Origin of the sequence: Streptomyces sp. ADI96-02 (assembly GCF_003846185.1) — a bacterium.
GTDB lineage: Bacteria > Actinomycetota > Actinomycetes > Streptomycetales > Streptomycetaceae > Streptomyces.
Map to the genome: position 1 here is coordinate 46,920 of NZ_ML123035.1, position 19,921 is coordinate 66,840.

General features: G+C 69.0%; 11 protein-coding genes. 4 read left to right on the plus strand and 7 right to left on the minus strand.

The annotated features are described in order from the left end of the window. The first annotated feature begins 244 nt into the window (after window positions 1-244). The gene (locus tag EES43_RS30305) at window positions 245-1,381 is read left to right on the plus strand and encodes a hypothetical protein (RefSeq protein WP_241192743.1); all 1,137 of its coding nucleotides are present in this window, start codon (window positions 245-247) and stop codon (window positions 1,379-1,381) included. Window positions 1,382-1,395: 14 nt separating this feature from the next. Next, window positions 1,396-2,397 carry a hypothetical protein gene (locus EES43_RS30310; protein WP_124272250.1) on the plus strand — a complete coding sequence of 334 codons (1,002 nt, stop codon included), beginning with the start codon at window positions 1,396-1,398 and terminating at the stop codon, window positions 2,395-2,397. 78 nt (window positions 2,398-2,475) lie between these two features. Here EES43_RS30310 and EES43_RS30315 read toward each other — a convergent pair whose 3' ends face one another. After that, window positions 2,476-3,450, minus strand: coding sequence for a P-loop NTPase family protein (locus tag EES43_RS30315; protein WP_346774372.1), 975 nt, complete (start codon window positions 3,448-3,450; stop codon window positions 2,476-2,478). A 206-nt stretch (window positions 3,451-3,656) separates the two neighbouring features. After that, window positions 3,657-6,068 (minus strand): DEAD/DEAH box helicase, encoded by a 2,412-nt coding sequence (locus EES43_RS30320; RefSeq protein WP_206430224.1) that lies wholly within the window; start codon window positions 6,066-6,068, stop codon window positions 3,657-3,659. 276 nt (window positions 6,069-6,344) lie between these two features. On the opposite strand from EES43_RS30320, the gene EES43_RS30935 reads away from it, so the two are divergent. After that, window positions 6,345-6,500 carry a hypothetical protein gene (locus EES43_RS30935; RefSeq protein WP_164493354.1) on the plus strand — a complete coding sequence of 52 codons (156 nt, stop codon included), beginning with the start codon at window positions 6,345-6,347 and terminating at the stop codon, window positions 6,498-6,500. A 45-nt stretch (window positions 6,501-6,545) separates the two neighbouring features. Here EES43_RS30935 and EES43_RS30325 read toward each other — a convergent pair whose 3' ends face one another. From EES43_RS30325 to EES43_RS30345, 5 genes are all read right to left on the minus strand, one after another. Next, window positions 6,546-7,874: a DUF2399 domain-containing protein gene (locus tag EES43_RS30325; protein WP_124272253.1), complete on the minus strand. Its 1,329-nt coding sequence runs from the start codon at window positions 7,872-7,874 to the stop codon at window positions 6,546-6,548. Further along, a complete protein-coding gene (locus EES43_RS30330; RefSeq protein WP_241192744.1) occupies window positions 7,874-13,081 on the minus strand; it encodes an SbcC/MukB-like Walker B domain-containing protein in 5,208 nt (1,735 codons plus the stop codon). Before EES43_RS30330 ends, EES43_RS30325 begins: the two co-directional genes overlap by 1 nt. Before the next feature lie 109 nt (window positions 13,082-13,190). After that, on the minus strand, window positions 13,191-14,498 hold the full coding sequence (locus tag EES43_RS30335) for a DUF2398 family protein (RefSeq protein WP_124272255.1): 1,308 nt from the start codon (window positions 14,496-14,498) through the stop codon (window positions 13,191-13,193). Then, window positions 14,495-16,006 (minus strand): DUF2397 family protein, encoded by a 1,512-nt coding sequence (locus EES43_RS30340; RefSeq protein ID WP_241192745.1) that lies wholly within the window; start codon window positions 16,004-16,006, stop codon window positions 14,495-14,497. Before EES43_RS30340 ends, EES43_RS30335 begins: the two co-directional genes overlap by 4 nt. A gap of 734 nt (window positions 16,007-16,740) precedes the next feature. Continuing rightward, the gene (locus tag EES43_RS30345) at window positions 16,741-19,278 is read right to left on the minus strand and encodes a Helicase associated domain protein (protein ID WP_124272257.1); all 2,538 of its coding nucleotides are present in this window, start codon (window positions 19,276-19,278) and stop codon (window positions 16,741-16,743) included. Window positions 19,279-19,355: 77 nt separating this feature from the next. Between EES43_RS30345 and EES43_RS30350 the strand changes: the two genes are divergently transcribed. Beyond that, a partial coding sequence (locus EES43_RS30350) for a TniQ family protein (RefSeq protein WP_206430225.1) occupies window positions 19,356-19,921 on the plus strand: 566 nt, incomplete at its 3' end.

Below are 19,921 nucleotides of genomic sequence, written 5' to 3' on the forward strand. Positions count from 1 at the left end.
ATGGCACCAACCACCGCGCCCGTAGGGCCACATGGGAAGTGTCACCACGCTGCCCAGCAGAGATGTCACGTCCTGCCACTGGTGACCTCACAGCCGTGCCATCGAGCGCAACTACAGAGGCACAGCTCACAGGGTCGAAGCCATCAACCTGACGCTGGCTCAGTAATGACACCACTGCGCTGGCATCGCAACGGCACTTCACAGGCGACCGACGATGTCCTGGAGGATCACCACGGGGGTGGGTATGGAGCTGGCGGCATTCTTCAGCAGCGGTGGCGGATGGGCGCAGCCCTGGGTGCTCGACATCGAACTGGTCGAATCCCTACGGTTCGGTCCGCCGGCCGGGCACACCGACCTGGACGTGGCAATCGCGCTGACCCGGCTGCTGCACCACGACTTCGTCTCCTACGGCACCGACGGCCAGGGCCGGCATCTGGACGACGAGAGCGTGCCCCTGGTCATCAAGGCGCACCGCGCCGTCCTGGAGCGCCTGGCCCTCAAGCCGCCCGTCTGGCCGTTTCGTACCTTCGACGGACCGCGCGGGTTCGGCAGCTACTGGCGCGCCAACGATATGAGCGGCAGTTGGAAGGCGCGGCGGGACTGCATCGAGCAGATCCTCGGCCCCACGCGGGACGCGCTGGAGGATCTGCAGGAGCTGGAGTACGAAGCCCGGTTCACCAAGGGGCCGTCGGGCAGCTTCAAAAACCTGATCTTCGCCGCCGACGGGGTCAAGCCCGAGATCGTGCTGCGGGACGCGGTGAACAACGAGGTCGAGATCGTCCGTCACGCCGACACATGCCTGGTGTTCACCGACCCCCTGCCACCTCACGGGCTCACCTGGCGGCAGATGGTCGCCTGGTGGCAGAAGAACCACCAGCCGGGCGCCGACGAGAAGACGGCCGCCGAGGGGCTGTACCGGCGTCTGTACCGGTCGCTGGACTCGAAGCCCGAGCAGCTCCTCATGATCACCTACTGTGCCCGGTATGCCGAGGAAGGAGGCTTCGACCTGCCCGCGCTGATCCCCCAGGTCTACCTGCACTACGACCCCTACACGCGCAAGAGCGGCAAGCAGTCCGGCACGCTGTACCGGCAGCGGATGGACTTCCTGCTCCTGGCGCCGGACCGCTCCCGCATCGTCATCGAGGTCGACGGAGTACAGCACTACGGGCGGCCCAACCCTCCCGACGAGCAAGGGCGCATCACGCATACCGCGGTGCCGCGGCTGTACGCGGAGATGGTCGCCGAGGACCGTCGGCTGAGGCTCGCGGGATATGAGATCTACCGCTTCGGCGGCTGGGAACTGAAGGAGCCGGGCGGGAGGCAGGTTCTGGAGTCCTTCTTCACCAGCCTCCTCGCACGGCACCAGAAGCCGGCGCTGTAACGCGGTCTGCCGCAGTGAAGCTGCCCTTCGAGGAGACGTGTACGGTCGCCAAGGTGAATCCAGATGCAGCGTCCGACCCGCGCCGACTCGGCGTGCCCAGGGAAGTCGTGGACGAGGGCGCGCGTACGCTGCGCCATGCCGTCGAGTCACTCGACGCCTTCGTCGGGAGTCTCACCGAAGGCACCGCGGTCGAGGGGATGTCGCCCGCCGATGCGGGCTGGGTCAGTTCCTCACATCACCGGCACCGCACAGCACGTTCCCGGTTGTGGGCGTGGGCCGGCTGGAGCACTCAGCTCACCCTCGGGAACATCGTCGATCACGTCCAGGCGATCGAGCGGACGCTGGTGGGCGAGCCCGTGGCCATATGGTCGCTCGTCTCGCTCTCCCGCGTCGTGCAAGAGGGCGCCATCCGCGTGTGCCATCTCTACGAGCCCGGGCTCAGCCCCGAGCAGCGTGCGGTGCGCATCGCCGCCGCGTGGCTCAATGGGGCCCGGCAGCATCAGGTCGCGGCCAAGGACGTCGGCGTGCAGGCGGTCCCAGAAGCGGAGAAGATCTGGCAGGTGGCCGAGCGGACCGTCCAGCGCGCCGGAATGAGCATCGGCCTGGACAGACGGGGCCGTCCGGCCTCGGCCGTGCTGGGGTCGGTCAAGGCGCCGTTCAAGGTAGACCTCACCGGCATCGCCGCGAAGCGGCCCACGCATCTTCCTGCCTGGTACCGCATATCCTCCGCGGCCTCCCACAGCACCGTGTGGATGGTCGCCCAGGCTTTCGCTTCCGACGACGACCACCAGCCGGTCATGCGGGCCGACCCGGAGATCGTCACCGCGGCGGTGCTGGCCGTTCTGGGAGCGTTCGAGGACTTGGTGCAGACGCTGGGCGACTACTACGGCAAGAACCCCCACCAAGCGCTTCTGACTATCCGCCGGCGCACCGTGGCGGTCCTCGACCGCCAGCGGAAGTGGCGGCAGCAAGCGCAGGACGATGCACGCCTCCTACTCGGAGAGAGCGGCACCTGACCCCCTCGTGCGCCGTACCGTCTTCGCCGCCCCGCTGGTATCGGTCCTGGTCGCGTCGGCCTGGCTCTGAGGAGATGGTCAGGGCCAGGCCGGCAGCGGGGAGGCCCTCAGAGGGAGACGAAGCGGCAGTGTTCCGGGCTCCAGCTCAAGTTCGATCGCAGGTCCCCGGCCAGTCACCCGGCGCAAAATCGCGCTGGAAGGGTAGGGAGTGGTGCCCCAGATGCCCTGGGCGCCTGGCCGGTCCAGGACAAGGACCCGGTCGCTGTAGTCGGCCATGCCGGCCGGCAGGTGCGCGGCGGTGACCGGGACGTCAGGGTCGTCCGGGTCTTCGGTGACGACCTGCGAAGTGACCAGGACGGCCAAGTTGTATGCGCGGGCCAGGGAGCGGAGTTCTGCCATGGTCGCGGCGGTGTCACGCCCCTGGTCGGTGAAGTCGCTGAAGTGCCAGAGGGAGTCGACGACCCACAGCCTGAGCGTGAAGCCTCTGCGGGCTGCGGCCAGCAGGCCGGCTCGAAGGCTGTCGCGCGCGCTGGTACCCACTCGCGCGCCGTGCCGGAGCAAAGGGGTGGCGTCGAGTTCGGGCACCGCGGTGGCCGTGAACGTCTCCCAGCCGCCGGGAGGGACCTGCGAACGTACGTCGAACCCGTACCGGGCGGCGATGACCTTCTGGGCCAGAGCCTTGCTGGTGATCTCCCCGGAGGTGAACAGTGCGCCGATGCGCTGCTGTGCGTTGTGCAGGGCGACGTTCAGCGCCAGGGTGGAGCGGCCGGCCGTCGGCAGTGACACCAGTGCCGTCACCGTCCCCGGGGCAAAGGATGCAAGCGTGGCGGCGTCCGCGCCCCACGGCCAGAGGCACCGCGGCGGCACGGGGGGCTGGGTCGTGGGTCGAGGGCTGGTGGCGGGTGTTGCCCGGACGGCGCCCGCAGTCGTGGCTTCGCGCGTCAGGAGGTCGACGGCCGCTGCTCGTCCCTGGGCGTTGAGGGGGGTGGGCAGGCGGCCGGCGGCTGCGGCTTGCCTGACGCGGCGCAGTGCTTCCTGGTAGCCGCATCCCACGGCGGCGTTCAGATCCCTGGCGATGCGCAGGCACGTTTAGACGAAGCACGTGCCGTAGAGAATAGCCAGCTGCTCCTGACGGCCGAAAGGGCCGGTTCACGCCACTGGCGGAGCCGCTGTCAGGGCCGGTGACCGGCGCGGTGTTCAGCTCACCGGGAGCCGGGCGTGCGCGGCCCGCTGATCAGCGGCTTTGCGGGGGGGGGCGGTCAGAGGAAAGCGGGAGTGGGGTTCTCGTCGGTCCAGTCGCCGTCGAAGAGGGCCGCGACGAGCTGTGCGTGTTCGGCATCAAGCTGGCCAGCGCGCACCTTGGTGCGGGTCTTGGCGAACCAGGAGCCGATCTTGACGGTGTGGCCGTCGACCGTGATCGTCTCGCGGGCGGCCGGGGCGCGGCGTTCGCGGTGGAGGAAGAGCTCGAGGATCTGAACGGTCTCTTGGAAGGCCCGTCGAGCTGTGGGGCGCGGCGCCAGGGCGCTGGTGGCGGGGGTGAGGCCGAGGGCGGCCAAGAGGCGGTGCTGGCCCGGGACAAGGGTTTTCCAGGCGGTGAGCTGGCGGGTGGCCCAGCTGCCCAGGTTGACGCTTCCAGCGTGGGTGTCGGGGGTGAGGGGCTGGCCGGTCTCCACGTGGCGGCGCACCTGATGGTATTTGCGGTGCCAGTCCGGGCCGTGCGGGAGCTGCCAGTGGGGATCGATGGCGGTGAGGTCGGCGGCGCGGGCGGGGTCGAGACGGCCGTGGGCAGCGAGGTGGCGCTGTTCGGCGAGCCAGGCGCCGATCGAGGTGGTGGCGGGGGCGGCGAGGTGGCCGTGGAGCCGGTGGTAGTCGGCGGCGGTGGTGAGGCGGGCGCGCCAGGCGGCGTCGTGCTTGTCCCAGATCATGCCGAGGGCGTCGAGTTCGGCGGTCCACTCGGGTTCGAGGCGGCCGGCGGTTGCGGCGTCGCGCATGGTGGTGATGAAGCGGCCGAGTTCGAACCCTGCGGGGTCGGTGTGGTCGGTGGGAACGTCGAGGTGGCCGTAGGTGTCGTGGAATGCCTGGGCGGAGGCGAGGCCTTCGCGGCGGGTGCGGTTGATTGCGCCGCGAGGGTTGAAGGCGATGAGGTCCATGGCGCGGGCGATGCGTTCGGGGTGGATCGTGTAGTCGAAGTGCCAGCGGTGCTGGATGAGGCGGCTGGTCTCGGTGGTGAGGCGGTTGGCCTTGTTGGGGAGGCGTTCGAGGATGCGGTGGTCGTGGCTGGCCAGGGCGGTGGTGATGGCCCAGACGGGTTCGTAGGGGGTGCCGAGGATGTTCTCGGGGTCGTCGCTGGGCGGGATGTAGACGGGGACGATGAGGCTGGCGGTCTTGCCCGAGACATCCAGGCGCAGGGCGCGGCCGAGGCCCTGGACGCAGCGGGTAACGCTGCTGGTGGGGTCGGCGAAGACGACAGCGTCGACGCTGGGAATGTCGATGCCTTCGGCGATCACTTTGGCGTTGGCCAGGATCGCGCTCGGTGAGGCGGCGAAGTGGGCGAAGATCTGTGCGCGTTCGTCAGCGGTGTGGTCACCGTGGACGAAGGAGACATAGGGGTCGAGGCCGGGGAAACAGTCCGGGTCGGCTTTGCGGAGACGGCGCAGGGTGTGGGGCAGTTCGCGGGTGAAGCGGACGGAGTCCTCGACGAGGTGGAAGAAGACCAGGACCCGGCGCATGGAGTGCTTGGTCATGGCGTTCAGGACGGCGAGGTGCAGCGCGGTGGTGCGCAGCGCCTCCTCGGAACCTGTGCCGGGGGTGGTTGTGCCGGGGGCGGGGAGGTTGAGGCGGGCGCGGAGCTCGTTGTCGGTGACGGCGGGGACCACGATGCGGTAGTCCGCGGCCACGCCGTCGGCGATGGCCTGGGCCAGGGGGTACTCGAAGACCTTCTTCCCGTAGACGGCCTCGTTGTCCATGCTGTTTGCCGCGGTATCCACGGCGGACTCGGTCACGGGGCGGGGCTGGCGGCGGGTGGTCGAGGCGGAGTCGGTGAGGTCGGGGGCGGCGAAGCTGCGTGGGGTGGCGGTTATGTAGAGACGGCGCTCGGCATGGATCCGGGCCGCGTCGTTGATCACGGCCCACTTCTTGTCCGCCCGGCCGGCGATGCGGTGGGCCTCGTCCATGATCGCGAGATCGAAGGGTGGCACGGTGTAGCGGGTGTGCTGCGTCGCCTCGATCTTGTCGAGTGAGTCGTAGGTGGAGATCACCGTCAGGGCGGGGAGCTGGTCGTCCCTCTCCCCCACGACCGACATCAGCGCCGCAAGGGCATGCGGGCTGCTGGTGGAACCGACCCGGCGGGCGGCAAGCGCGTCATGAACGGTGGTGTCCATCGAGGACACGATCACCATGTGCTCCAGGTGGCCGTCGCGGCGCCATGCGAGTGCGGTCTGCGCGGCCAGGTCCAGCGTGGGCACGACAACCAGGACCAGGCGGGCGCCGAGCTCGTCCGCAGCCCGGATCGACGCCAGCGTCTTGCCTGTCCCCGTCGCTGCCACGTACAAGGCCCGGGTATGCGGGCGGCGCAAATGTCCGACCACCGCCCGCAGGCCACGCTCCTGGTCCGGACGCAGCACGGGACGGTCGGCGGGACGCCAGACGGTGGGCTCGACCGATGTGACCATGCCCGCCATCATCCCGTATCGAATCGGAGCGGACTGGTGGGTGATCCAGAAGCTCCCCGCCCGGCGGACGGCGTGGTGCGCGTTCTGCCGTCAGCTGGATCATCAGCTCGGCGGTCCGAAGGCCGCAAATCATGGCGGTGCAGCACGGATGCCTAGTGCACGATCCCCGTCTTTCCTCAGCCCAGCGCATCCCATCGGCTCGTGGCCGTGACCCTCGCCGCTCACACCTCTCCCGGCAGCACGACCGGCGTCGCAGAGGCCGGTCACCTGGCGCGCATGAGCAGGCTCGCACGCCTCGATCTGATGGACGCTGTGGAGCTGCTCGTCGCCCGTCAGGCTCTCGGCTCGTGGAATCTCGACCCGTACACGGACGACCTCACTTGGATCACCGGCTCGCAGCGATCCCCGGCAGGTACAAAAAGCGGCCTGTAGCCGACCCGCGCCGGGTGCCAGGCCGCACTCCGGGGTTCACGTGGCTCATCGACTCGGCATGTGTACGGAGTCATGTGGGGATGGAGGCCACGGTCCGGTGTGGCTCTGCGCGGATGATGCTGCGGGGCTGGTGTTAGGTCGCAGGGGATCGGATCTGCTGGCGCCGAGCAGCATGTCAATAATGGCGCTGTTCTCTTGGTAGATCCTGCCCTCAACGCCACTGCGGTCGCGGGGAGGTTCATGGTCGTTCGTCTCCCTGCCGGCTCGTGGAAGTCGGCTCCAGTCGGGCTCGGAATCAGCAGCGCTGCGGTGTGCGGCATCGTCCATGGCGACGAGTGTGGCGCGGTAGCGATCATGGACCACCGCGGCGATGGCGTGACCCCATGGGTCGTGGTCCCCGGCGTAGTCGATGGCAATGCCTGCGTCGCAGGCGAGAGCGAGCAGGGTGTGGTCGACGGCGCTGAAGGTTCCCCTCGTGCAGGCGAGCGGTCTGGTGACGCCGCGTTCGAGTGCTTCGTCGATGAGGGAGACGTTCTCGACGACGAGCAGTCTTTGGCCGGCCTGGAGAGTCGGGGGGTGTGCGGTGAGATCGTGCAGGGTGAGGTGGACGGGGCGCCGGTCCTTGTAGGCGAGGTTGAGCGCTCGGTCGCTGGGACCGTCGCCGGTGGCCTGGACGTTGAACAGCAGGACCGTCTGGGACAGGCGGTCGGCAACGATGCCGAGGCGGGCCAGGAGCCCGCGGTCGCCCGCCGGCGTGTCGGGCTGTTCTGCGTTCAGGAGGTCGCGGGCCAGAAGGACGAGTAGTGCACCGCGGCCGTTGTCGTTGAGGTCGAAGTAATGGGGGTCGGCGGCACAGTGATGGGCGAGGCGGGCCAGTGAGAGCCGCCTGGGCAGGGGCAGGAGCGCATGGGCGCGCGCCAGGGCGTCAATGAGGAAGCGCCGTTCCTCGAGGGTGTCTTCGCTGATGCCGTAGGAGCGCAGGCGCTCGTTGAGGAGTGGGGCATCGGGTAGCGCATGCGCGGCATGTGAGTCGATTTCTGTGCGCAGGCGGCGGGCTGCTGTGCGCGTGGTGGCGGTGTCTGGGATGTGGAGGCCTGCGGCCTCGATGAGGTTGCGCAGGTCGTGGTGTGTGTGTCCAAGGGCGGTCAGGAGTCGGGGTACAGGGATCGTCGTGCCGTTGTCTCCGGTCCGTAGAGGACGGCGGCGTCCTTGAGGCGTGGTGTGGGCGAGCCAGCCGGCGATGCGTGCCCGGGCGGGCCGGGTGAGGGGGACGGTGATGGTCTTGATGGTCTCGGGGGCGTCTCCTTGGGCCAGGCGGTTGGCCAGGGACTGCCAAAGGGGCCGGATGTCGGGGTCATGGAGGTCTGAGGGCATCAGGCGCTCTCTTCGGTCTCGGGCTGCTCGTGTAGCCGCGGCGTGGGGATGCTGGCGTGGATGCGGGTGGTGTGTGGTGTGCCTGTGCCGGTCCAGATGCTCGGGATGGTGTAGCGGGCGGTGCTGGTCTTGTGGATGCGGTGGATGCCGATGGACTGGGTCTCGGCGACGAGGAGCGGGCGCATGGAGGGCAGGGTGACGACGGCGTCGAAGTCCCAGGTACGCAGGAGTTCGAGGAGTTTGCGCAGGTTGCGTGAGTCGAGGGCGGCGTCGAGTTCGTCGATGAAGACCATGTGCGGCCCCTGGTAGCCCTCGGTGGAGTAGAAGGCGTGTGCTGCCGCGAGTAGCGGCAGCATGGTGACCAGTCGCTTCTCTCCTCCGGAGAGGCTCGCGAGGGGGTTGTTGCGGGTGGTCAGTGTGCGGAAGACCTCGGTGTCGCTGGTGGGGTCGTCACGGAATTCGTTGTGGGTGAGTGCGATCTCCCATGTGAACCAGTTGCGGTAGTTGAAGACGTGCTCTACGCGTTTGGCCCATGTGGGGTGGTTGGCTTCTTCGTTCTTCAGCTGCTCGATGAAGAAGTCGTACATGCGGTCGAAGTTGCCTGTGAGGTCGGCTGCCTGGATGAGCTGGAGTGCTTCAGTGGCGATCGGGTCGTTCTTGGGCTGCCACTGGAGGCGGATTCCGACGTTGGCTACGCCTGTCCGGACGCCGTCGAGGGTTTTGGTGATGTCGTCGACGATGCTCTGTGCCGTGTCGATGCGAGTGTTGATGTCTCTGCGGAGTTCGGAGAAGACGACGCCCTTGACTTCGTTCTGCACCTGTTCGCTGAAGTCGTTTTCCAGCGTGGTGATGGTGTGGGTGAGGCCGGCCAGGATGGCGCTGAGCGGCTGCATGTGGGGTTGCGCGGTGCCGGTTTCGCTTGCGTGGCCGAGGTGGATGACTGTGATGCGCCGCCAGGTGGTGCCGGGGATGTCCTCGGAGACGACGTGCCGGTTGATTTCCAGGAGTCGGCTGAGGTTGTCGCGGATGCGGCGGTCAAGTCGTGTTCTGGCTTCACTCTCGGCTGTGGCTGCCTGTTCGCGGGTCGGCGCGCGGCCGAGGCCTCGTTGTTCCAGGACCGCCTGGGCGATGGCGAGTGCCTCGCCGGGTTGTTCGGGCCGGTGAAGGCTGTCGCTGTCTGCGAGTTCAGCGACCAGGCCGTGGTCGAACAAGCCCTGCAGTTGAGTCAGGGCCGCTGCTCGGTCTCCTGCCGCGGCCTCAACACGCGCGGTGCAGGCCTTGGACGCATCGCCTTTTCGCGAGTGGTCGAGGCGGGCCTGTTGATCGACGTTCCGGCGGCCGGCAAGGCGGGTGTCAAGGTCACTCTGTTCTTTCAGGCGTTGTTCGAGTTCGGCGGAGAGCTGCTGGTACGGGCGTTCGTGCTGGCGGACCTCCTCGTCATGGCGGTGGCGCGCATGGTCGGCGGCGCGCTGATCGTCGTTGGCGCGTCGGCGAAGGCGTTCCGCCTGCTCTTTGGCAACGGCGGCGTTGCTGAGGCTGCCTGCGGCGGTCTGGGCGGTGAACTGCGCGCGCAGCGCGGCGTCGCTCCAGCTGGAGAGGGAGGCGGTGAGCGTCTGCAGGCGGCTACGGTAGTTCCGCAGGGCTTCGGCTTCTACCGGGAGCTCGGCGAAGGCGTTGCGTGCCGTGGAGTGCAGGTGGGATGCGGCTGTAGTGAGCAGGCGTGTCCGCCGGCCGAGTGCTTCCTCGGCTGCGGTCGCTTCCTTCGTCGCCTCCTGTGCACGTCGGTGGGCTCGGTCGGCTGTTTCCTGGGCTGGGCTTACGAGGTCGAGTTCGCCCGGGAGGTTCCGGCGGTCTTGTTCCGTTTCACGTGCGGCTTGTCGTGCATGGCTGAGTGCGTGGTGTGCTTGGGCGGCTTCGGCCTGGGTCTTGTCGGCGTGCTCGTTGGCGGCGTGCAGGGTGCGGGTGGCTGTGATTGCGGACTTTGTGGCGACTGTCGTGGTGGTGATGTGCCCGGTCAGCTCGGTGCACAGGGTCAGGGCGGCTTCCACGGCCTGCTGGTTCATGGTGAGGCTTGCGTTGGTGCAGGCCTGCTGTGCGGTGCGGGAGGTGGACTGCCGGTGCTCCTCCGCGGCGGCGGCGGTTTGTGCCGCGTCACCAGCGGCGGCGTTCTTGACCTCGGCTTCGAAGGCAGTGGTCGCGGCGGCTTCTTCAGCGCTGCGCCATGGTGCCGGGTCGGGGCTGGCCTGCTCGCGATCGGCGGTGGTCAGGTCGCGCTTGAGGGTGTCGACAAGCGTGCCGGATGCGGCGAGTGCCGTCGTCGCGTGGTGACGCTTCTCGTTCAGGTCGGCGAGAAGCTGCCGGCGAGCACGTTCACGGGCTGCGGCGCCGATGTGGCAGGCGTCCCAGGTGGCAGGGGACGCGACGGCCAGCGGGCCGATGTATGCGGTGCCGTCCAGTCCGACGGCTGCCTGCCCGGGCAGTGGTCGTTCACCGGGCTGCAGGAGGCGGATTCCTGCCAGGATCCGTCGGACCAGTGCCAGGTCGACCGGGGTGTGGGAGTCGGGCACCAGGACGTCGGCCAGGGACGGTCCTTGGTGCTCGGGGGTGAGGGTGAGGGTGATGTCGCCGACTGTCATTTCGCCTGTGGGCGAGATCCAGGCGTCCAGGAGTCCGGCCGCGAGCAGCGCTCCTTCCAGCCGGCTGGCTTCATCGGGCTGGAGGTGCTGGGCGAACTCGACGGCCTCCCACAGGGGCGTCCCGGCCCGGCCGTGTCGCGAGGCCCTCCATTCCGGTGGGGTGGGAGGGGTGGCGCCTTGACGGGCGTGGCGGATCTTTTCGTCGAGGTCTTCCAGGGATGCGCGGTCCGTGTTGAGGCGCACTTCTGCTTCGGCGAGGCGGCCGGAGAGGGCTTCCACGGCGCTGCGGTGTGCTGTCGCGGTGTCCTGGGCGAGGTGGTGCGCCGCATCGAGGTCGAGGGGACCATCTGTGAGGTCCGGCAGGCGCAGGCCGGCTGGGTCGAGGATCTTCAGGTCGTGGGCCCATGCGTGCACATGGCGTGTCCAGGTGCGTGCTTCCTGGTCCGCGGTGCTTCGTGCGTCGCGGGCTGTCGCCTCCGCGGCGTCTGCGAGGGCTTGTGTCTGCTGGGCCTGGGTGTGTGTAGCGGTGGCCTGGTCCTGGGCACGTGCAGCGTCGGTGAGGTCACGGGCGGCCTGCTGGATCAGGAGCTGGCGGTGGCTGAGGTCGCTGTGGGCGGTCTCTTCCAGGGCGTCGAGGAGAGATTCCTCCTGGCCACTGGGCTCCGTGTGTGTCGCGGGGTTCGGGCGTGGGGGTGTGGTGCGGGTGGCCTCGCGGGCGGCGTGTACGAGGTCGTGCAGGGAGCTGGGGGTGTCGGTCAGCGCATCGGCTTTGTCGCTCAGCGCGTCTGTGATGGACGTGGCTTGCCGGGCTGCCTTGGCGGCGAGCTCGCCCGTTGTGGTGGCACGCGCGGATGCTTCGTCCGCAGCTTGGGAGCGGGCATCTGCACGTTCTTCGTAGGCCCTGACGTCGAGCTTTGTGAGGGCGTCGGCGGTCTGGTCGTTAACCCAGGCACGGATGGCTACGGGGTTGAGCGGGGTCGCGTTGCACAGGTCGTCCGGGAGTGCCGGAAGTCGCTTGAGGTGGGTGCTGTAGCGCGACAGCGCGGCGCGGGTGGCCTCCTCGGCCTGTTCCAGCGCGTCGGTCGCGTCCTGCGCGTGGCCCTCTGCTGTTTCGGCGTGCTGTCGCTTGTTCTCGTAGGTGTCTTGAGCGGCGCTGTGCTCGTTCTGCTCGTTGGTGAAGCGCTCCAGCGCTGCCTGGACGCGTTCGGCTGTCTGGGACTGTGCCTGGCCCCATGCGGCTGCCTGTTCGCGGGCGGCTACGGCGGCGCCGTTGTCGGCAGGTGTCTGGTGCTGCTGGGTTTCGCGGAGGGCGCTGGCCAGCGGCTCGTGAAACGCCGCGGCGCCCAGGTCCCCGGCGAGTCTGCCAAGGTCGTGTGTCGTCTTGGCCCAGGACGCCAGGGCTCGGTCGGCTGTCTGCTGGTCGGCCGCGCTCTGGGCCTGGCGCTCTTGGTGGGTGGCTTGTGCTTGTTCGGCGTACTGCAGGCTGTCGGCGGCACGCTTCTCGCAGTCCTGGGCGTGGCGGCTGAGGTCTGCGAGGCTCGTTCCGGGATGCTCGTTGAGCCGGTTCTCAAGGGTGCGGATTGTGCCGCGTAGTTGCGCTGCTCGATCTTCGTCCTCTTGGAGGGCTGCGGAGGCCTCGTTCTGTCGCTGTCCTGCGAGGGTCTGTGCGTTCAGTGCCTGGTCGCGGGCGGTGACGGCGTCGGCGTGCAGGGTGTGGAGGGTTGTGTAGGTCGTGGCGGTCGTGGTGGCGGCAGCGGCGACGTAGCGGCGGTAGGCGGTTCGGACGTCGGACAGGATGCCGCGCTCGGTGTGTGCCGCTTGCAGGTGGCCCTGGAGCTGTTCGGCCTTGCTCAAAGCGTCGGCAAGGCTTTGGACGCGGCGGGTTTCGAGGGCGGGCAGTGCGGAGGTGAGGGTCTCCTCCATGATCCGGGGGCTGATCTTGTCTCCGGCCTGGACGCTGCGCAGGGCGCGCAGCACTGTGGCGAGGGCGTCGGTCTGGGTGCCGTCCAGCGGCTGGTACATCAGCTCGCGGACTGTCTCCGGATAGTCCTCTTCCTTGCGCAGCACGGAGGTGTGGTCCCGGCATTGCTGTTCCAGGCGGGGGGAGGAGGTGAACAGCAGGCCGTCGAATGCCTCCATCTGGGCGGCGAGGTCGGTGATGGTGACGGGCATGCCGTCCCGTTCGAGGATGAGCTGGGCGTGGACTCGGGCGGGGACGAGGAACCAGGCCCGGTCCAGGGTGTTGCGCTGGCCTCCGCCGCTGTGCAGCCACAGGCCGGCTGTGAGCCACCGTGTACGGGAGTGCAAGCCGTCGGGGTCGGTTCGTCCGTACTCCTGCCACCAGGTGCCGCTCTTGGGTGGCCCTGGCCTGCCGAGCGTGTGGATGCCTGTCAGCGTTCCGGCGGCCTCTGCTGCGGCCGAGAGGTTCTTGGCGGCGACGTTGCCGTCGACGAAGGTCGGGAACAGGACGGCGCTGGTCAGGGACTTCCCGGAGCCGTTCATGCCGACCATGGCGATGCTGCCGCCTGCGTAGGCGAACTGCTCGTTGGCCCAGAGCCAGGAGTTGACCACTCCGGCCCGGGTAGGCTGCCACCGACCTCGGGCGGTGGGGTGCGGGTCGAGGGTCGGTACATCGGTGAAGGGTCCGGCCGCGTCAGCCAGGTGGTGGTGGCGGGGGGCGTCATTCATCTCGGCTGTGTTCCTCGTGGGCTTCGGTGGCCGGGTGCGGGCGGGGTGCGTCGGTGATGCTGAGTTGCCAAAGGTGGATGGCGGGTGTGGGCTGCCAGCCGGTGCCGGGCGGCGGGTCGGCGGTGCACGCACCGATGGAGAGCAGGTGGTGTACCGCGGCGGTGGCGAGGTTTCTGGTCTTTCCTGTGCCTTGGTAGTTGCGGGCCCACCACGGTCGCTGTCTGAGGTGCTCGGTGAGTACGTCGGTGGCCCAGTGGAGGCCGAACCAGGCCATGGGGTCGTCCCGGCCTGTCAGGGCCTGGAGCAGAAGCAGGGCTGCTTGCTGCTCGAGGGTGCGGCTGCGGGGGAAGGTGAGGTCCGTGGTGTGTCCGGCCGGGTCGGTGATCATCCACCAGTCCTGGCGGACGGTGCAGGCGAGACCGGCGGCCGCGGCGACGTCCAGGGCCTGCTCGCGGCCGCTCCACGAGGAGAGGTAGGCGCCTGGCCCGGTGGCGGGGTCGGGCGCGAGACCGGGGTTGTCCAGGACGGCGCGCAGTGCCGTGTGGCGGTGGTGGCGTGCCGTGTCGATGGGGAGTGCGTCCTCGGGCGGGGGTGCCTGGTCTGGGCAGAGGGCGGAGATGTGGCTGTCGGGGTCGTCCAGGTCGATCGGGAGGAGAGAGGGTGCTGGGCAGGCGATCAGCAGGGCGAGGCGTTCGCGGCGTGCGGTGATGGTCAGGTCTGCGTCGGTGTCCTGTTCGAGGACGTTCAGGGGCTGGTCGGAGGTGAGGAAGTGCCAGGACTCCAGGAGGCGCAGGGCGTCGATGAATGCCATGCGGTGTGCGGCGGCGGTGGCTTGCTTCTGTCCTGCGGTGGCGACCGGCTGGAATCGGGGAAGCCGGCCTGTTGAGGCTTCGGTGCCGCATGCCTGGATAACGGCGCGCTGGAGGTGGTTGAACGTGGTCTGAGTAGCACGCCACATCTGTTCGCAGATCAGGGCGGTCAGGATCTGCACGAGAGGAGAGACGGGGATGCGGGCGGACGGCTTGCTGCGGTGCAGGAGGGGGACGCGGCCGGCAGGTGGGTCGTAGTGCCGTTTGTAGAGGCGGCCGATGCCTGCTTGGCGTTCGATGTGGAAGCGCCAGCCGGGGTTTTCGCTGAACCAGCGGGTGATCTCGTGTCGGTGGTGACAGGCCAGGCGGAACTGTTCGGGGTCGTCCTCCTCTGCCAGGATCTGGTGGCCCAGCAGTCTTGCCACCACCGGCTCGGCTTCGGGGCTGAGCGGTAGCTGATTGCCGGCCGGGGCGGGGGGTGTGGTGGTCATGCCGCTTCCTCTCCTTCTCGCGGCGGGGTGCATCGAATGCGGATGAGGAAGTCGCGGGCGATCAGCTCTCCTTCTTGCAGCACGACGCTCACCGCGTGTCCTGGCGTGCCGACCCACAGAGTCAGTTCAGCCCCCACCGTGGCGGCTGTCCCCGTGCCTGCCGTGTCGTCGAAGCTGTTGAGGGCTTCCTCGAGCAGGTCCACGAGGACTTCGGCGTGCGCGATGTCCAGTCCGGTGAAGTGGGTCAGCGGGACCACTCCGGGCGTGGCCAGTGCTCTGGCGATCGCTTCCGTGCGCGCGATCTCGGCTTCGTTGGCGGCTTCTGCCGCTCGCCGCTGCTCGGTGAGGTCGACGACCTTGCGGGGCGCTCCGGTGGAACGCGCACCGCGGTCATGGGGCCGCAGGACCAGCTTGATGGTGTGGCTGCCTGCGCTGTGAGCAGCGTGAAGCGGGGCGAGGGACTCTTCGACGGCTTCCACGGGATGCCGGGCGGGCCAGATCCCGAAGGCCGCGGCGAACACTTGCTGAGTGCCGGCCTCGGTGGGCTGGGCGTGCAGCATCCGGGCGATCTGGCGGAAGTCCTCGCCGACGTCGCTGCCCCGGGCACTCGCGTAGAAGCGTCGGTCGATGGCTCCCAGCAGGGCGTGGATGGCGTCCGCCGCCGCGTTGACCAGACGTTCGATCGAGCCGTGGGGTACGAACCATGCCTCGAGATCGGCCAGGTCCCGTTCCCGGTCGGCCGTCCACGCCTGCTGCTCGGCCGGGTCGAGGATGCCGGCGCCGGCGATCGCTCGGTGGACGACGTTCTTGGTGCCGACCTCGGCCAGTGCGCCGAAGGCCGCCCTGACCTGGTTGAGGGACTGCTCGGTGCGGCGTGCGAAGTGCTGCAGGGCCAGCAGAATGTGGCGGCGGCTGGTGATGAACACCTCGTCGTCGGTGACGTCCCCTTGCGCGAGGGAGCCTACCGCGCTGTAGAAGTCTCCGCCTGCCTCCTGGAGTTGTTCCAGGTGGGCGCGGACCTGGTCCAGGGTGGGGTCCAACATGTCGGGATCCTCGTGGTACTGCTGCAGCAGGACCTGAAGGGTCTGCTCAACGGCGTCGAGCAGACGCGGTGGAAGCCGCAAGGACCGGTTCAGCCGACGGGCGATGTCCCGAATGCCGGCCACGACCACCCGGCCCTGTCGCGTGAGCGCCCACGCCTCACGGCGCCGGCGTCCGTCACTGAGGCTCTCCACGGCCGCTGTGTGGTCGACGCTCGGCGTGACGTATCCGTGGGCCTTGAGGACCTCGAGGACTTCGACGAGGTCTTCGTTGCCGGCCGCGTTCTCGTAGCCCACCTCGGCCAGCAGCTTGCGGATGTCGGACAGCGTCCACATCGGGCCGCGGCTGCTCGCCACCAGCAGAGCGGCGAGTACGGCGCCGGTCAGTCGTTGTTTCCCGGCCTGTCTGTCGTCGGTGAAGACGTCGAACAGGCCGGTCTCCAGAACGCTCCACCAGTCCTCGGCCACGTGGGCCACCCTTCCCTTTTGAACGCGCTCTGCTGCGGGTGCCGTTCGAGGCTGCTTGCCCCTGGGCAGGGGCGGGCAGCCCCGTCCGGCGGTCCGGACGCGACGACTTCAACGACGATAGAGGAAGGGTCTGACAATCCAACCGAATAGAATATATAAGCGATATATAGTGCATGCGTGCGGACACATAGACAGGCCGGCCCTGCCGGCCAAGGCCAAGGCCGGCCTGCGACGTTCGCAGCGAGCTATTGCAACGACCAGGAGCAACCCCAGGCGCGGTCCGTCGCTGTATGCGGCTTGCGACTGTTGGCTGCTGACCGCTGTCGCAGCCGCGCGAGACCGCGCGGACCGGAGCCGGAGCCGGCCTCACCGACCGCGTGTCGACGACCGCCGTGGCCGGCTCCGGCTCCCGCCCCTCCCGCCGGCACACCTTGGAGCGCAACTGGTGGTGGAGCTCGGCGAGTTGCCCCCCCTGCCGAGAGAGGAGGAAGGCGTACCCGGTCCGCGGGGATGCCCGTCGGCACCGGCCGTTAGGAGATCCTCGCTCGATCAGGATGCGTGCCCAGGCAACGCTCCTCCGAGCAGGCAGCACCGGCGCCTTCGCTCTGCCTCACGGCACGGCGCGGAAGCCGCTCGTGCACGGCGGCTCCCGCACCGTGCCGTGGGCGGTTGAGGCCGGACGGCCGGATACCGGCCCTGCCCACCCCGCGCTTGCGGGCGGGGCGGTCCGGCGGTCAGCCCTCGAACCGCCGAATGGGCGCGGTCCAGGAAGGTTCCGGCGCCGCCGACCACACGCCCGCTTCTTCAGAGGAGCCGGCTGGGAGCACTGTTCCCCGGAGGGCTTGCTCCGGTTCGATGCCCAGGGCGGTCAGTGCGGTGATCTGCAGCGAGGTCAACTGTGCGGTGCCGCTGCGGTGCTTGGTGATCCAGCGATCGAGGAGGACCTCGTCGCCGTGGAGGTTCTCCCGGTGTCCGGCAGGGACCTGGATGTGGCCTTCGCGTCTGTGGAACTGGCGGGCTGCTTTCAGCCCGCGGTGGAAGGCACGCTCCCTGGGGTGGGAGGCCGGCAGGAGCAGCATGCTGTGGGGGTGCGTGCTGGGATGCTGGGCTGCAAGGTTGCTCAGGAGCCGGGCCTGTTGGGGGTGCAGGTCGTGTTGGCGTGCGATCTGGTGGTCCAGCCAGGTGGCCGGGGTTTCGCCGGATACGGGTGTGCGTGTGGCGGTCCGGTTGGCGGCCTGGAGGCAGACGTGGGTGTAGTCGTGCTGCCATTCGATGCCCCAGGGCGGGTTCCACCAGGGGTCGACGGCTTTGAGGGCTTCGCTGCGCGCGGAGTGCATGCGGCCGCTGTCGGCGAGGGCGCGCTGGCGGTGGAGCCAGCGGTACATGGGGCCGTCGCTGGTGCTGGGGGCGGTGGTGACGGTGAGGGTGCCGTGGGTGTCGGCGAAGGCGATGGCCTGGGTGAGGCGGCTTTCGAAGCTGCGAGGGGGGTGGGGCCAGGATATGTGCAGGGTTTCCAGGGCGAGGGCCCGGTCGGGGGCGAGGTCGCCTTTGGCGTAGAGGGAGCGCTGCTGTCCGATCCACAGGCCGAGGGGGTAGCTGAAGGGGTCTGTGTACTCGCTGGGAACGTTGAGGTGGTGGTGGCGCTCGTAGTAGCCGACGGCGGCTGCCCAGCCGGTTGCCCATACGCGGGTGTCGACCTCGTGGGCGCGCAGGCCGGTGAGCGGGGCGATCTCGGCTGCGCGCTCGGGTGCCGGGGGTAGGGGGTCGGCGGCTGTGTCGCGGTGGGGGTCGCCGAATCGGCGCCAGAGTTGGGCGTCGTGTTCGCGCAGTCCGTTGAGGACTTCCCAGAGGATTTGGTACGCGGACGATTCGAGGGCTTTCTCGGTGGTCTGGCGGCGGCCGACGTAGATGGGGATGATCAGGAGGGCGACCTTGCCGGCTCCTGGGGGCTGGCGTAGGGCGCGGCCGAGGGCCTGGATGATGTCGGAGGGGCTGCGTTTGGGGTCGGCGAACAGGATGGCGTCGGCATCGGGCACGTCGACGCCTTCTCCCAGAACCCGGACGTTGGACAGGACGGCGCCGTCGACGGCACCGGGGATTCTGGTGCTGTTGGTGAGCAGGGGGATGTTTTCGAACTCGGCCAGGCGGTGGGCGCGTTCGCTGGTGGGCTGGCTGCTGTGGAGGGGGTAGGTCCACAGTTTGCGGATTCCGGTGCTGCGGGTGGTCGCGGCGACGGTGTCGGGGAGGGTCCGGCTGAACTGGTGGGCGTTGACGATGCGGCTGTGGAAGGAGATGACGCGGCGCGCTTTGTGGGTGGCCATGGCGCGCAGGAGGCTGACCTGGAGGGCGGACAGGCGCAGTCCGTCGATGTGCCGTGCGACCCCTGGGGTCTGGAGTACTTCGCGTAGTTCCTCGTCGTTGATGACGGGGACGACGATGCGGTAGTTGGCGAGGATGCCGCGGTCGATGGCGTCGGCCAGGCCCAGGCGGTAGACGACGGGTCCGTAGATGGTGGGGTCGTCCATGGACGCGAGGGGCTCGGGCGGCTTTTGCGGGCCGGTGGTCTTCCGGCGGCTCTTCGTGGGGTCGGGGAGCGTCCAGGTGCGGGGGGTGGCGGTCATGTAGAGGCGCCGCCGGGCGGGGACGGCGGCGTCGTCGTGGACGGCTGCCCACTGTTTGCCGCTGTTGCCACTGCTGCGGTGGGCTTCGTCGATGATCACGATGGACCAGCGCGGCAGGCGGTGCTTCTTGTGGGCGCGTGTGAGCGCGGGCAGGGAGGAGTAGGTGGCGAAGACGACGGTGGGTCCACAGCTTTGGGCGATGAGCTCGGCGATGCGGCGGGGCGCGGTCGTCAGGGGGAGGCGGACGGTGCCGGCCTGTGCGGGGGTGAGGGAGCAGACGCCGAGCATGTTCTCGACCACGCTGTCCCGGGCCCAGTGAGCTGCGGTCTGGCTGATCAGGTTCAGCGAGGGGACGACCACGAGAATGTTGCCGTCGTTCGCAAAGTGTTCGCCCACACGCATAGCGGTGAGGGTCTTGCCACTGCCGGTGGCCGAGATGACAGTGACGCGGGGCATGTGGGCGAGGCTGCGGACAGCGGCCCTGAAGGCGTCGCGCTGATGGTCCCGCAGCTGGACGGCGGGGTGTGTCATGGGGCTGCGGGCCTTCGGTCGAGGCGGTTGCGCGGGGCATCGCACCAGGGGTGTGGTGCAGAGCACTGCCCTGGGCGCTACATCGACTTTGCGCCAGCTAAGTACTCTGTTCCAAGTCATCGCGCCTCGTCGTTGCCGAGATCACAGTCCGGCACGCGGGCGCGAAAGGGTCAGGAGCGCGGGCTTGGAGGGGTGCGGTGCGGGAGCACGTGCGGGCTCTGCCGCTGCGGCCGCGCTTCCTGGCCGGGGAATCGACCGGTTCCTACGTGACCCGGCTCGCCTCGCACAACGGACTGACGGTCGGTCGGCTATTGGACAGTGTCGGCGAAGGGCTGTCGGCGGCGGAGGTCGATCCGCGGTACACGGAGCTGTATGTGAACCGGGCGGCCCGGGAGCGTCTGGCCGCGCTGGTCGGCCGTCCTGTGGAGGAGCTGGTCCGGGCGCTTCCCAGCCTCGGCGAGGAGCATCTGCTGTCCGACGGGAAGTCGGGGCAACCGTTGTGGAGGTGGCCCTGGAAGCCGCGCGGCGGATACCTGGTGCGGGGGTGCGCACTGTGTGCTGCCGCGCGGGAGGCCGGTGAATCCGTGTGGCTGATCAGCCCGGACACATGGCAGATATGCATTCGCCACGGTCGCCTTATGGATAATTCGCGCGACGACCGGGAGCTGTTCATCGACCTGTCGCGCGGACCGCACGTGCTGGAGGCGGAGCGCCGCCGCGTGGAGCTCGTCCGGACCCTCGGGCCGGCGGGGCGGGCCCTAAG